Raw genomic sequence first — 14917 nt, forward strand, 5'->3', positions numbered from 1 at the left:
TTTCGAAGCGCAAAAATAGGATATTTTCAATTGGAAAAAGCACCAGTTTTCAGCTTCGAAAGTGGGGTGAAAACCGCGTAGAATGGTGCTTTCGTTACATTTGCCAACGCTCGTTCCGCTATGTACATCAAGCAACTTTCATTGGTTCATTTTAAGAACATTTCGGGTGCCGATATGGAACTCGGAAAGAAGTTCAACTGCTTCGTGGGGAACAACGGTTCGGGCAAAACCACCGTGCTCGATGCGGTACACTATCTCTCCATGACGAAGAGTTTTCTGAACTCGATCGATAGTCAGAACATTCAGCGCGACCAGCCTTTTATGGTGGTAAGTGGCGGGTTTGTCAAAGATGGTGAGGATGAGCTGGTGTACTGTGCATTGAAGCGAGAAGGGAAGAAGCAGTTTAAACGGAACAAGAAGGAATATGCACGGCTGATCGATCATGTCGGATTGTTCCCTTCGGTGATCATTGCACCAACAGATGCGGACATTATCAATGGTGGAAGTGACCTTCGCAGGAAGTTTCTGGATGGCGTTATCTCGCAGCTTGACCGTGAGTATCTGGAAAACCTTATGCACTACAATAAGGCATTGCAGCATCGGAACGCGTTGCTCAAGTACTTTAGAGAGAACAGAACTTTCCAAGCTGATTCGCTGGATGTTTGGGACGTGCAGCTGTCGCAGCGCGGACAGATGATCTACGAAAGGCGAAAGGCTTTTTTGCAGGATTTCATTGAGGCTTTCAGCTTTTTCTACAAGACCATTTCTGGCTCTGTGGAGGAGGTCGGGTTGGATTATGACAGTCAGTTGAGTGATGGAAACATGCTCGGTCTTCTCAAGGAAAACGTGGCTCAGGATCGCGCTGCGACCTATACCACAATAGGTATCCACAAGGATGATCTGGGGCTGACGATAAACGGTTTTCCAATGAAGAAATTCGGGTCGCAGGGACAGCAGAAATCGGCCCTTGTGGCACTCAAGTTGGCACAGTTCAAAGTGATGCATGAAAAGTCGGGAATTACACCCCTGCTTTTGCTCGATGATATCTTCGATAAATTGGATGATGACAGGGTAGGGGAGCTGTTGAAATTGGTGGGCGAAAAAGCCTTCGGACAGATCTTCATTACCGACACGCATCCAGCGCGTGTGGCCGAACTTTTGAAGGACGAAAAAGACGTCCGCGTTTTTCCTATTTCTCAGGGAGAAATTCAAGTCGATCAGTAACTATTTGTGACGATCGTAACCGTTTTACATCTGTAAATCGGGTGAGTTTTCATTGAAATTTACAATTGTCAATTTAAATTATATATATCATTAATAATCAATTAATTAAATGTATTAATCGTAATTGATGGTTTGAGTTTTTGAAATCCTAATTGAAGCTAATTTCATTTGGTTTACAATTGTATCATCCCGTAATCGTTTACATTTGTAAAACGATGGAAGCGATTACTGAAAGGCTCAAGAAAATCATGGAAGACGGAGGGCTTTCTCCGGCCCAAATGGCCGACAGAATTGGGGTGCAACGAAGTGCTATCAGCCATATTCTTTCGGGTCGGAACAAGCCAAGTTTGGACTTCGTTCTGAAGGTCTTGGAAAGCTTTCCAGAGGTGTCGTCAGAGTGGCTTTTGAGAGGTCGGAAAACGGATGAAAAAACACCCGTTTCAATGGCTCAAAATGAGCCTCGAAAACAGGCTGAAATCCCACCCCGAAATGGGGTCGGAAAAGTCATGGAAAAAGTCCTGATTCTTTACACCGATAAAACGGTGGAGGAGTACCGGAATTCGTAAAATCGATAAAAGATGAAGATTCAACTCAAGTGTCTATTTGGCGATGTAAATGGTAACTACCGCCTGATGACCAACTTGCTGGACGCTGTATGGCTACTATTGCGGAACTGAACGGTATAAATACCTCCTGGCAGGTTCGAAACATCCAAGTTCACATCGGTATTGGCATGCGTTAGCGGTTCATTTTTCACCATTCTTCCAACGGCATCAAACACGGCCAGCTGGCACGAACCGCTGGCGACAGATGGAAGATGTACCCGAACATTGGCCTTGGCTGGGTTAGGGTAAATTTCCAGCTTCTGATTAGTAGGTGCTTGGTAAGTGATGCCAAGCGTGAGTCCACCTATCTGCATTTGGTGTGCATTATCATGCTGAACTTCCAGTAGGCCGCCATCATCATAATCCGTCCAAGTCCAGCCTTCGCCCGTCAGAGAACTAAGTTCGGTGAGAGCTACACCATCGGCCTTCACCCAATCTGGGCGCGCTACCAAACGGAACATCTCGGTAGAGGCGCTGTCGTACGTATGGTAGTTGATCTCCAGCGGTTGGTAATTCATGTAACTGATAACGGATGAGCTTCGGAGCATGTGATTATCAAACGGAAATGAGATGGATGGCAAAGACCCCATGGCCCGTAGAAAGTGACGCACAAAATCGCCATACCCATCCGTATACCAGATGGAAGCTCCCTGTGGCGAGAACTTGCACTTGCCGTCAAAATCCACCATGTAGGTGGCCCAGTCCAATTGGCGGATGGCCTGTTCCACACGCGAGTTGTCGCCTGTTTTCTCAGCATAAAGCAGTTCGGCACTTGCAAAATGAGCGGTATGACTTCCAGCCTCTTTCATATCGGCCGTCTGTTCGTAAATGGCGGTGGTGCCCCATTGCTGGTAGGCCGTGCTACCAAGCACATCAAGTACCCAATCCAGAATGTTCCGGGCGTCCTGTTGCCAAGTTGGCGCCCATTCCTCTCCTTTCTGTAGGATGTAATTGGCGGCCATTACAGCGTTTATCTCTGTTTTTGAAGGTACTGGAATGTCCTCGAAGAATGAGCCCCACTCATTGTTCTGAACCGGATATTGCTGCATCCAGGATTTGATGATCCCATAGGCACTATCGTAAACCGCAGTATTTCCCATTTCCATTTCAGAAAGATCCTCGAACAGTCGCATTGTGGGGATGAAATTGGTGGTGTAATGCCACGGATCGGGAAGCAAGGGAGGCAGGTCGCCTGTAATGGCATTCACCCGGAACGGGTAAGGAGATACAGAAGATGAGCCAGGTTGAACCTTATCTGCCAAGGTATTGGCGATCTTGACGCAGGCCTGCAAGTAGTCTTCGTTGCCGGTGATCTTGTAAAGGTTAAGCAGTTCTGCACCGAACGAACCGGCCTTATCTGGCTGGGTGTAGTTCTGTCCGATAAGGAAATCGCCATCATAAACTGCAGCCATCTGGTCGCCATAATTGGCACCGTAAGGCAGGTCGGGCCATTCGCAGTTAGATGGGGAAAGACTGTTTGCCAAGTACGTATCGGCTATGTAAACCATGTCTTGTACCAAGGCTGTATCGCCCGTATATGCATAATACAACGCCCAGGAGGAAAGAATCATGGCAAACTGGTCGCCACCCACCATGTTCCCTGAAACGGGTTCGTTGTAGGAGTGGTCTATCATGTAATACTTGTGGCCACCGCAGCAGGTGGGAATGTTCTTCCAGAAGTTCCAGACAAGGTCGAGACAGTGGTCGTAAGATGTGCCGTGATCCGCATTGTACCACGGTATGAGGTTGCCGTTGTTGTCGGTCACAATATCGTGATACACAAGGGTTGGTTGGGCTTTGGCGGTTACCGCAATCAGGGTTGAAGTTATTAGCAGCGAAAAGATCCTGTTCATGGAGGTTGAGTTGAGAAACGCAAGTTAAGTTACCCGAAATTTGGGAATGCGCATGAACCAATAAGGTTTTGTTAATAAAGGTGCTCAGAAGGGAATGGAACCATCAGAGAATAAGAACACCAATTGTGCAAAACCTGCCAAGGCGCCAAGAACGGCACCTACGAGAATAAGGATCCACTCATCTTCCTGAAACGCGGGGCGCAGTACGCCTTCGAACTCATCGGGCGACAGCCCTGCCATCTTTTCGCGCATGGTGGTTTCAAGGTCCAGCGCATTTTCGGTGTATTCGAACGTGCGGTGGATGGATAGCGGCAGGCTTTCTACAAAGCGCGTGGCGGCCATGTTCTTCAGCTCGTCATACTTTTTGGTACCGGCAAAAAGCTGGTAGATGTTCTTGGAGAGTCCTGCCTGCTCGTCAATGGCCTGTTTGATGTGGCCGTGCATCATGGTCACCAACTCGTCTGAGGCTCTGCCACGGAAAATGCGGTCGAACATGCGCTCAACGGTCAGGATCTTATCCGAAACGATCTTGCTGTATTCGGTGGCCACCTCATTCTGCCGTTTGATGAAAAGCCCATGGAACGTAATGCCCAGAATCCTCACTTCCTGTTTGGGGTTGAAGATCATTTTCAGCGCCAGCCAGTTGGTGGCCCAGCCCACGATCAATCCGCCCAGCGGCAGCAGCCACCACGAATCGTTGAAATACCACACAATGGCCTGCGCAATACCGAACAGGAAACCGAAGTAAAGCCCCGATATTTTGATGAACTTGAACTCTTCGGAGCCACAGCGCAAGAAGATCTCGTTGGTCAGTTGCTTATTGGCCGTCATGTGTTCCACCACCAATCCTTTCAGGTCGAGAAAATCTTCGATGTTGTCGCGGATCTCCAGCATCATCTTTTCTGCCACCAGCGGCATGCCATCTACCGCGCGCCTGTAAATGGTCTCCTTTACCAATGGAGGCGTGGTGGTCCACATGACCCATGCCTCCTTTTTCATCACCTCATCAATCATCTGCACCGAAACGCGTTCCATTACGGGCATCAGGTTCTCCGCAATGCGATTCGGCTCGATCTTATTGAAGAGTTCCTGCACATCAATAAGCTTGGTGGTCATCAGATCCACCGATTTCTCGGCCATCTTGGCCGCCTTGGCGGGAACAATTCCCTGCCAGCCCAAGAAGGGTTTGATGCCCACGAACTCCATCGGATAGAAGGTCATGTAAATCGCCAAAGCATTGGTGCCCCAACCTACAAGTCCACTCACCACAGGAATGGCCAAGTAGGGAAGGAGGTAACTGTACGTTTCCCAGAGTTCAGTAAACATGCGGATTCAGGGGCTTTTTTCGGGAACGCGAAGATAACCTAATTCCGAATGGAAATTGCTTGAAATATCAGGTGCTGTAAATGCAGTCGTTTTAAGGTCTTTCTTCCGGTTACATTTAGGTGAAATCAATAGAAAAGCTAAAAAGCCCTGTCATTTCCTTTGAACCTTTAATGCTCCAAGCTTCACCGGAAGGCTCTGGAGGTGAACCGGAAACCATTTCGGAATGTTCCGAAATCATTTTGGAGCGTCCTGAAATGATGGGATTTAGGCAGTTTTTGCTGATTTCATGGTCATTCAAGTTGATCTTGAAGCTAAACGAATGGCCTTTCTCCAACCCAGAATATCGATAGCCCCTGTTTGAATCTTTCGGACGGGGGCTATTTGTTTTGTGAGGGCGATGTTGTAGGTTTGGTATATGTCTGAAAAATCAAAAAGGAAATCCGGTTTTTACTTCTACGCATCCATTTTTTGTGAATGGCTTATGAAAGTAATGCCTAGCGCAGTTGTGGTGATTTCTGCAATCATTGGAGGCATCTATTTGCAAGGAGCTAATAATGATACCATCCAAGGAGATATTGAGTCAAGGAAGCTAAAGTTGGAGCAAGAAGTTCTTCAAGATCTATTTTCCATATCTGATACTATAGCTCAGCGTAATAAACTGGAGGACGTGATTACTGCGGGTTTTCTGAAAGATGACACCAAGAAATATTCACTGATGTTTTATGACACTGCTTTTGTGCGTTTTTATAAGGATAAAAATGGTTGTTTCGAGTATAATACAACACTGAAAGAGTTTGACCTATTCGACAGTCCTTCTTGCACTATTACTAAATGGCTACCAACCCACAGAAAAATTTTCTGTGGTTCAGCACTTGGTCAGAATTTTCAAATCTGTGTTAATGATTCTGGATTTTCCAAGTTTTCGTTTGACGTTAGCAGCAGTAATTATATAGATAAGTTAGGCTGTACTCTTGAGTTTACAGATACAACCAAAAGAAAACTTATTGCCGAAATTCACTTGCCTCCGATAAGTATACCAGCATCCAATGTCTCGCATCCTAAAGCCAAGACATTAATATATCTGGTTTATTCGGACGAGGTTGCCAAATTCATCAGGGATAAAGGGTATTCTTATGTGCTCAATTCATGCCAAGTTAATACTCGATGGAGTTGTGAATAGGCGGTAATCGAAGGATTATGTGATTAACGAATAAGCCTTTTCAAATAAACAACCATGAAATTTGCTACCCCTCTTTGGGTGGTTCTGTTGCTTGGAATAACCCAAGTAGGACTGGCGCAACCCACCATTTATGACCTTCTTGATACGAATGACCTACGTACGACCGGGCTCTGGTTCGGTGCTTCAGAGGTGGTCTTAGGCATCAAAGAACGCTTACCTGATAGGCCGGACACCACGGGATTATCAAGGGAGCAACTGGAGGCGGCCTACATCAAATATGCCGAAGAGATGCATAAGAAATGGGGAGAATTTATTCACCTGAATCCCGAAGGGAAGATCATCTATAAGTATCTCATTTCCTGTCCAGTCGGGGAATTGCTCTATGATGTGAAGACTTTTAATGTGAACGGAGACCAGCTGTATGTTGAATACTCCAAATATCCTTGGAACGAAACGCCTGTTTACGAGGGTGCCACTTACGCCATTGTCTATATTGGATCATATGCGGTCTATCTCAAAAAAATATGAGCTATCGACATTGATTCCTTTCCAGCCCCTTCCCACAATTCCAAATACCTTCCTAGCTTCAAGCCCTCAAAATATCAGTGCCCACAGAACCATGACAGAAGACAACGCATTAGGCAGCATCGAGCATATTTCAGTACACCGCGTGGGCAACAAGGCCAACGAGGAGGGCATGGCGCTTTCGGGCGAGCCGCTCAAACTGGAGTGGCAACTCACCGAGGTGTTGTCCACGCAGCAACGCTGAAAGAATGTGTAAATGTAGTTTGTAATTCAATTTGAAAAGGTGCTTATCTTTCCCCAAACCTCCTTCGATATGAAAGCGATTTTCCGGTACCTTATTCTGATTGTTCCTATCACAGCCATCGTTTCCTGCAATTCGAGCGAACCTGATCTGGTGGCTCCGATTGTTGGAACCTATGTTGGCGTTATGAAAATCAGCAACCCTTCTTTTCAGAATACTTCCTTTACGGTAGTGATAACCGATGTGACCTCTGAGGTTGTCAGGATCTCACCTTCAGATGGCCACGGAACAGCATGGACTGCCAACATGAATAACGTGGCGGGCGTGTTTACGTGCATCAGTTGCGTGGCACAGAATCAGATAACCTTTACCAAGGTGAATGGAGTGTACAATCTTGCGTACAACTATGGCAGTAACGAGCAGTTCTCCGGTCAGAAGCAGTGATCTACTTCTTCAACAACCGAAAAGCGTGGCTCCAGTGGTCTTCACGGAAATCTGGAGATTTAGGAAATTGTACAGGGTCATGCTGATCAAATCAATGAGGTTCATGTCAAACAGTTTAAACTTCAGGGCTTGAGTTTTTGATTCAATTTCGCGTAAGTGCAAGATTACAGTCATGCAAGTAGAATTGTTTCCAAATGAACCAAAACTGACAAAACCAATACCCAGCCTTCAGGGAACCAGAAGGCAATATCTTTTGGTGATCAACCCCTCAAGGGAGGTTAGCTCGGATGTAAGAAGAATGAAAGAAGAAGTGAAGCAATTGCTGGATAGGTCATTTAGGAGCTATAATTCAAAACCGCATATTACCCTTTGGCTGATAAAAATGAGCGATGTCCATGAACTTAAAATGATTGAAGTTCTGGAAAATGAATGCAGGTCGCTTTCTCCGTTTGAGATTGAACTTAACGGATTTGGATGTTTCAATCTTGGTTCCAATGTGATTTTTGTTAAACCAAGTTCAGAGGCTGAAATTGTTTCGGTTCCACAGAAACTTTTCAAAGAACTCCGAAATGCTGTTTCCATTCCGAATACCAGTAGGCCATTCCTAACGGATCACCCGCACATGACGGTTGCCAGCGGACTGACCAAAAATGAGTTTGACTCGCTTTGGCCAACCTACGAGGATAGGCCTTACAATAGCTCCTTCACGGTCAATTCGGTTGTACTTCTTGAGAAGAAGGAACCGCCATTCAGGTTCATCGGTGAGTTTCAGTTTCGTGGCTGATCGAACCGAGAGTTGAATCTATCCTCGTTCCACATAGCCGAGTTGTTCTGAATATAACTCTGAATTTTCTGTAATTCCTCCTGATTTCGGATGATGCGGTCGTGGTAGCCGCGTAGCCATGCAAAATCTGCCGACACGGATTGGCGGATGCGCTTGGTACATGCCTGTTTGAACATGCGAACAATTGTTCCCAACGTATTTGGTTTCGAACCCATTGGCGTAGGGGCGTGCCGCGGCACGCCCTTACCATGCACACCGGCCAATGGTACCAACGGCTCGCCAATGACCACAATGCCATGAAAATGGTTGGGCATCACCACAAACGCATCCAATGTAATTTCTGAACGCAATTCCGCACCGTGCAGCCATTCTTCCTCAACGATCTTTCCAGCATCGGTCAATTGCATTTCACCGTCAACGATTTCCCCGAACCACGGCAATCGGTCTTTGCAGACGATGGTAACGAAATATGCGCCTTCGGCCGAATAATCATAGCCTTTCAATCGGATGGATTGGCGGTCACGTTTCATAAATGGAAATTACAAAACGGACGTTTCAATTTCCCACCGTAGGGGTGTATGGCCATACGCCCCAATTAAAAACGTTGGCAAAAGGCCGTATTTCCATACGCCCCTACCGTTTCAACAACCGAAAAGCATGGCTCCAGCGGCCTTCGCGAAAACCAGGAATGCACCACAGCATGCAAAGTGGTTCAATCGCTCGGGCGGCCTCGGCCATGCCCATGTCTTCCACCTCAAAACCGAATTGAACAAGGATTTCTGACACTTTTTTTCGGGCCGCATCATCATTGCCGCAGATGAACATGGCAGGTTTCTCCCCACCGAAATCGGGGTTGACCATAAAGGCTGAACCGATGCTGTTCCATGACTTGACAAAACGCGCCTTTGGGAAAGCCGACTGCAACTGCTCCATCAGCGAACTGTTCTGCTCCGTGAAGAAATTGAGCACACCGTTGGTCGGTGCACCATCTATCGGGTTGGTGGTGTCAATAACGATCTTGCCATTGAGGTTGTCTCCTCCAGCCAATTCCAACGCACTTTTGGCCGCTGTGCCTTTTACGGCCAGCACCACAATATCTGCGAAAGCCGCAGTTTCTTCAAAAGAACCGATCTGCGCACCTTGGTTGGCGGCTTTCCATTCTTCCAACTTCTCGGCATTACGTGTGCCGAGCATCACTTCATAGCCGTGTTTCAGAAAACCAGCGCCAAGGGTTTTCCCCACAGCGCCTGAACCGAGAATGCCTATTTTTTTCATGGTTTAAACTTTTGCAAATTTTCTACTTGCGCGAATAATGTGGTAAATGAAGAAGCCTGATGAAAGGCGCATTAAGAAGTCAATAACCTCTTGCCAACCCGAAATGTTCATGGAACGATGCGCTGGATTTAATAGCGTCAAATATTCACCAATCAAATCAGGTACAACAGACCAATCATGATTGGTCGTGAAGTAATATCCGTGGTAATTCGCCAAAATCATCAACAGAAAGAAAACAAGATGAACCCCAATTAACCAAGCAATCGGTCGGGCAAAACTTTGGCCATGGTCGCTGAAAGTCCTCATCATCCAAAGGATGATTTTATCCTCTCGTTTGACATCATTATTGCCTTTGACAAAAGCTCTGTACTCTTCAAGTTCATTTCTGTAAAATGACAGCGCATCGATATTGTTTCCATCCTTCAACATTGCCTGCTTCAATTGTCGATAGGCTTCCCGAAGAACTCGGTGCTTTACTTTCTCGTCTTTTGCTTTTGATTGAAGAAGATTGCGTTTTGGCCAAGTAATGTTTGAAAAAGTGCATTTGGCCAATAACGAATTATCAAAGTAGAGTTGGCTTAATTGACAACAGGTTAAGTTAAGAACATAGAAATATTCAGGAGCGGAATTTGTCATCGACCAGCGTTTGTTAATGGCTGTGTCCATGATTTCGAACGATGTATTATCTCCAACTATATCATCAATAACCAAATGATCAAGCCTCACATTCCGAATAAAAACTTCTCCTTCATAATTGTATCCTGAAAGGTTCAGTTTTGTCGCGTTTAGGCAAACTTCTTTTTGACCTATTTCAAGTTGATTGATTGGAGCACTAATGTTGATTGAGCCAAAACTTCCAGAAAAGATTTTGAACTCTTTTATTATCCGATCCGAAGAAATGTTAAGCATTTCGGAACAGATTATATCAGTCAGACGAATTGTGCTATAGTCATATTCGGCTTTCAGATTAATAAACTTAATGGAACCAAGAACCTTGATGTCGTCTAGGTTGATTTGAGCATCTTTGACCGATTGAAAGACCAGTTTGCCTCCCACGTCACAGTTTATAACGCTAATGGAACCATCTACGCACGAATAAAACTCTACATCGTGGAATTTACACGTGTTAAACACCCACCTTACATGATGAGTGTTTGTGAAAAAATCTGCTTGTCCTTTTATTAGGCAGTAATCAAATGATAAATATGCTCCTTCTTTGTTGTTGACATTTATCTCCAACCCATCTTCAAAAGCACAATTTGCAATGTACTTTTTGACAAGGTTCTCCCCGTTAAACCTAATCGGCTCTGTAATACGTTTATTATAGAGGCCTTCACTGTCTGAGTTTAGCCAAGTGGTGAACTCCTCACCTGACATAGGTTCAAGGGTTTCAATCTCCCATTTTGGTCCGCGAACGACTTCCTCATCCATAGCATTAAAGAACTGTAAAAGGCTTCAAGAAGCCAACAGGATATTTCCTACATATTCCTCCTATACTGCCCACCAACCTCAAACAGCGCATTGGTGATCTGTCCCAGAGAGCAATGCTTGGCGGCTTCCATCATTTCATCGAACATGTTAGCGTTCTGGATGGCCGCATGTTGCAGTTTCTCCAATGAAGCTTCCGCTTTTTCGGCCTTGGCCTTGTGGAGGTTGCCCAGCATCTCTATCTGGTACTCCTTTTCCTCCGTGGTCGCTCGTATCACCTCCTTGGGCAGAATGGTGGGAGAGCCCTTGCTGCTAAGGAACGTGTTCACACCGATTATCGGGTATTCGCCCGTGTGTTTCAGCGTTTCGTAGTACAGACTTTCCTCTTGGATCTTGCTGCGCTGATACATGGTTTCCATCGCGCCCAGCACGCCACCGCGCTCTGTCAGACGGTCGAATTCCAGTAGCACCGCCTCTTCTACAAGGTCGGTCAGTTCTTCGATGATGAACGCGCCCTGTATCGGGTTCTCGTTCTTAGCCAATCCCAACTCACGGTTAATGATCAGCTGAATGGCCATCGCTCTGCGCACGCTTTCCTCCGTTGGAGTGGTGATGGCCTCATCGTAAGCATTGGTGTGCAGCGAGTTGCAGTTGTCGTAAATGGCGTACAGCGCCTGTAGCGTGGTGCGGATATCGTTGAAATCGATCTCCTGCGCGTGCAGACTACGACCACTTGTTTGGATGTGATACTTCAGCATCTGAGCACGTGGGTCGGCACCGTATTTCTGCTTCAGCGCTTTGGCCCAAATTCTTCGTGCCACACGACCAATGACCGCATATTCTGGGTCGATGCCGTTACTGAAGAAGAAACTCAGGTTCGGCCCGAACTTGTTGATGTCCATGCCGCGGCTCAGGTAGTATTCCACATAAGTAAAGCCGTTTGCCAGCGTAAATGCCAACTGCGAGATCGGGTTGGCGCCCGCCTCGGCAATGTGGTACCCGCTGATGCTCACCGAGTAGAAGTTGCGCACGTTATGCTCGATGAAATACTGTTGCACATCGCCCATCAGTCGCAGCGCGAATTCCGTGCTGAAAATGCACGTGTTCTGTGCTTGGTCTTCCTTCAGGATATCCGCCTGAACAGTACCACGAACCTTGCTCAGCGCATCCGCTTTGATCTTGGCATACACATCCGCTGGAAGCACTTCATCGCCCGTCACGCCAAGTAGCAAAAGACCCAATCCGTCATTTCCTTCGGGAAGTTCTCCTTGATACTCAGGCCGCTTCAGACCTGCATCATCCCATTTTTCCTTTTTCTTTTTCTCGACTTCACCTTCCAAGCCGTTGGCGCGGATGTATTTCTCACATTCCTGATCAATAGCTGCATTCATAAAGAACCCAAGCAACATGGGTGCTGGCCCATTGATGGTCATTGAAACCGAGGTCATCGGGTTGGTCAGGTCGAAGCCCGAGTAGAGCTTTTTCGCATCATCCAAACAACAGATGCTCACGCCTGAGTTGCCCACCTTTCCGTAGATGTCTGGACGGTGGTCTGGGTCGTTTCCGTAAAGCGTGACGCTATCGAAAGCCGTGCTCAATCGCTTGGCTGGCAATCCCATCGAAACGTAATGGAAACGTCTGTTCGTACGTTCTGGGCCGCCTTCTCCCGCAAACATTCTGGTCGGGTCTTCGCCCTCACGCTTGAACGGATAGATACCTGCCGTGTATGGGAATTCGCCTGGCACATTCTCCTGCAATATCCACTTCAAAAGGTCGCCCCAATTGCGGTATTTCGGTGTGGCAACCTTCGGAATTTGAAGGTGGCTCAAACTCTCCGTGTGCGTCTTGATCTTGATCTCCTTGTCGCGCACCTTGAACTTGTAGAACTCATCCTTGTAGCGCTGCGCCTGCTGCGGCCATTCTTCAATAATGAGCCAGTTGCGCGGGTCGAGGTCGAGTTTGGTCTGATTGAACTTTTGAATGAGTTCTTCGACCACCCCTAACCCCTCCTTCCCAGGAGGGGAACTGGTGCCCTGATCCAACCTTTGCTCGGAGCCCGAACTCCCCTCCTTTGAAAGGAGGGGTAGGGGGAGGTCATTACTCCACCCAAACTCTTCCGAAATGGCTTCAAGCACCGCATCTAACCTTTCAAATACCAAGTGGTTTTCAAATCGGATGACCTTGATGCCAAATTGATTCAAGAAAAGTGTCCGTTCCTGGTCGTATTCTTCTGCGCTCGGATTATTATGTGCTTCTCCATCCAGCTCAATACCCAACTTCTCAGAGGGGCAATAGAAATCAAGGATGTAATTCCCAACGCTGTGTTGTCTTCGGAACTTTCTTCCTTCCAGCTTCTTCTCTTTCAGGTTCTCCCAGAGCTGTGCTTCGGCAGGTGTCATATTCGACCGCAATTGCTGCCTGAACGTTTTCAGTTGCGGCAAATTCATAACCGAATTCCCTTGCTTGTAAGTCGGTTCAGTTTTATGAAAACCTGAATCGGAGCCCTCGCTCCCCTCCTTCGAAAGGAGGGGTTGGGGGAGGTCATTATTCTGGACGGGGCTGGAGGAGGTCAACATGTCTTGTCCACCAAACAACTTGATAGCCTCATTCAACCCGAACAGTTTCTCAGCCACTTCCGCCTGCTCATTCACCCACTTATCGTACGCACGGTTGTTCTCCGAAATTTCCGACAAGTACCGCGTTCTGTTCGGTGGAATAACGAACACCTTCTCGCTCATCTCGTCCGTTATCTCGAACGTGGATTGCAGGTCGGCACCCGTTTTCTTCACCACCTCATCCATAATTGCCTTGTACAGCGAATTCGTGCCTGGGTCGTTGAACTGACTGGCAATCGTTCCATAAACAGGAACATCCTCGTCCTTCATATCCCACAACTGGCGGTTGCGCTTGTACTGCTTCTTCACATCGCGAAGCGCATCCAACGCACCGCGCTTATCGAACTTGTTGATGGCCACCAGATCGGCAAAATCAAGCATGTCGATCTTCTCCAACTGCGTGGCCGCTCCGAACTCAGGTGTCATCACATACAACGAAACATCGCTGTGATCCATGATCTCCGTATCGCTCTGGCCAATTCCCGAAGTTTCGAGAATGATCAGGTCGTAATGCGCGGCCTTCAGGATATCCACCGCTTCCTGCACGTGCTTGCTCATCGCCAAATTGCTCTGGCGCGTGGCCAACGAACGCATAAAAACACGCGGGTTTCTGATGGCGTTCATGCGGATACGGTCGCCCAAAAGCGCACCGCCCGTTTTCCGCTTCGTTGGATCCACCGAAACGATCGCGATCGTCTTCTCTGGGAAATCGATCAAGTACCTGCGCACCAGCTCATCCACCAACGATGATTTTCCTGCACCGCCCGTACCCGTAATTCCCAAAACGGGTACCCCTCCTGACCTCCCCGAGGGGGAGGAAATCTGCTTCGCCAGTTCATCCGCATACTTTGCGTGAAATCCCTCATTATCATTCTCCGCAATCGTAATAAGCCGCGCAATTGTGTTGACACTCGAAGGTTTCAACCTTCGAACTCCCTCCCCTTTGGGGAGGTCAGGAGGGGTCGTATCGCATTGCTCCACCATATCGTTGATCATGCCCTGCAGGCCCATCTCGCGGCCATCGTCAGGGTGATAAATGCGCGAAATGCCGTACGCGTGCAGCTCTTGAATCTCTTCAGGCAGAATGGTTCCGCCACCGCCACCGAAAATCTTGATGTGCCCCGCGCCCTTCTCCTTCAGCAGGTCGTGCATGTACTTGAAATACTCCGTGTGGCCGCCCTGGTAACTCGTCATCGCAATGGCCTGCACATCCTCCTGAATGGCGCAGTTCACCACTTCCTCCACGCTGCGGTCGTGCCCCAAATGGATCACCTCGCAGCCCGTGCTCTGTATGATCCTGCGCATAATGTTGATGGCCGCATCGTGCCCGTCAAAAAGGCTGGCCGCGGTCACAATTCTGATCTTATTCTTCGGTCTGTATGGCGCTACTTCCTGCATCGTCTCGTGTTATTCCGCG

11 protein-coding genes and 3 pseudogenes are annotated in these 14917 nt (G+C 47.6%); 6 read left to right on the plus strand and 8 right to left on the minus strand.

The genetic code is table 11. The features are described from left to right. Positions 1-120 precede the first annotated feature (120 nt). On the plus strand, positions 121-1224 hold the full coding sequence (gene recF, locus GC178_00785; protein MBI1286094.1) for a DNA replication and repair protein RecF: 1104 nt from the start codon (positions 121-123) through the stop codon (positions 1222-1224). A 215-nt stretch (positions 1225-1439) separates the two neighbouring features. Next, positions 1440-1790, plus strand: a complete 351-nt coding sequence (locus GC178_00790; protein ID MBI1286095.1) for a helix-turn-helix domain-containing protein — start codon at positions 1440-1442, stop codon at positions 1788-1790. A 56-nt stretch (positions 1791-1846) separates the two neighbouring features. Here GC178_00790 and GC178_00795 read toward each other — a convergent pair whose 3' ends face one another. Beyond that, a complete protein-coding gene (locus GC178_00795) occupies positions 1847-3682 on the minus strand; it encodes a T9SS type A sorting domain-containing protein (protein ID MBI1286096.1) in 1836 nt (611 codons plus the stop codon). Positions 3683-3766: 84 nt separating this feature from the next. Next, complete coding sequence (locus GC178_00800; protein MBI1286097.1) at positions 3767-5008, minus strand: hypothetical protein; 1242 nt, start codon at positions 5006-5008, stop codon at positions 3767-3769. A 415-nt stretch (positions 5009-5423) separates the two neighbouring features. On the opposite strand from GC178_00800, the gene GC178_00805 reads away from it, so the two are divergent. From GC178_00805 to GC178_00820, 4 genes are all read left to right on the plus strand, one after another. Then, on the plus strand, positions 5424-6188 hold the full coding sequence (locus GC178_00805) for a hypothetical protein (protein MBI1286098.1): 765 nt from the start codon (positions 5424-5426) through the stop codon (positions 6186-6188). Between the two features lie 54 nt (positions 6189-6242). Beyond that, positions 6243-6716 (plus strand): hypothetical protein, encoded by a 474-nt coding sequence (locus GC178_00810; protein ID MBI1286099.1) that lies wholly within the window; start codon positions 6243-6245, stop codon positions 6714-6716. A 310-nt stretch (positions 6717-7026) separates the two neighbouring features. Continuing rightward, complete coding sequence (locus GC178_00815) at positions 7027-7398, plus strand: hypothetical protein (protein ID MBI1286100.1); 372 nt, start codon at positions 7027-7029, stop codon at positions 7396-7398. A gap of 172 nt (positions 7399-7570) precedes the next feature. Continuing rightward, entirely contained in the window at positions 7571-8182 is a 612-nt protein-coding gene (locus GC178_00820; protein ID MBI1286101.1) for a hypothetical protein, read from the plus strand. On the opposite strand, the gene GC178_00825 is transcribed toward GC178_00820, so the two are convergent. From GC178_00825 to GC178_00850, 6 genes and pseudogenes are all read right to left on the minus strand, one after another. Next, on the minus strand, positions 8167-8712 hold the full coding sequence (locus GC178_00825) for a transposase (GenBank protein MBI1286102.1): 546 nt from the start codon (positions 8710-8712) through the stop codon (positions 8167-8169). The two genes, GC178_00820 and GC178_00825, sit on opposite strands and share 16 nt — an antisense overlap. Positions 8713-8815: 103 nt before the next feature. Beyond that, on the minus strand, positions 8816-9457 hold the full coding sequence (locus GC178_00830) for a DNA-binding protein (GenBank protein ID MBI1286103.1): 642 nt from the start codon (positions 9455-9457) through the stop codon (positions 8816-8818). A 3-nt stretch (positions 9458-9460) separates the two neighbouring features. Next, a complete protein-coding gene (locus tag GC178_00835) occupies positions 9461-10888 on the minus strand; it encodes a hypothetical protein (GenBank protein ID MBI1286104.1) in 1428 nt (475 codons plus the stop codon). Positions 10889-10935: 47 nt separating this feature from the next. After that, positions 10936-12870, minus strand: a pseudogene (locus GC178_00840) (methylmalonyl-CoA mutase). A 126-nt stretch (positions 12871-12996) separates the two neighbouring features. Next, positions 12997-13461, minus strand: a pseudogene (locus tag GC178_00845) (DUF559 domain-containing protein). Positions 13462-13479: 18 nt separating this feature from the next. After that, positions 13480-14898 (minus strand): annotated as a pseudogene (locus tag GC178_00850) (methylmalonyl-CoA mutase). Positions 14899-14917 lie beyond the last annotated feature (19 nt).

The organism is Flavobacteriales bacterium (assembly GCA_016124845.1).
Lineage (GTDB): Bacteria > Bacteroidota > Bacteroidia > UBA10329 > UBA10329 > UBA10329.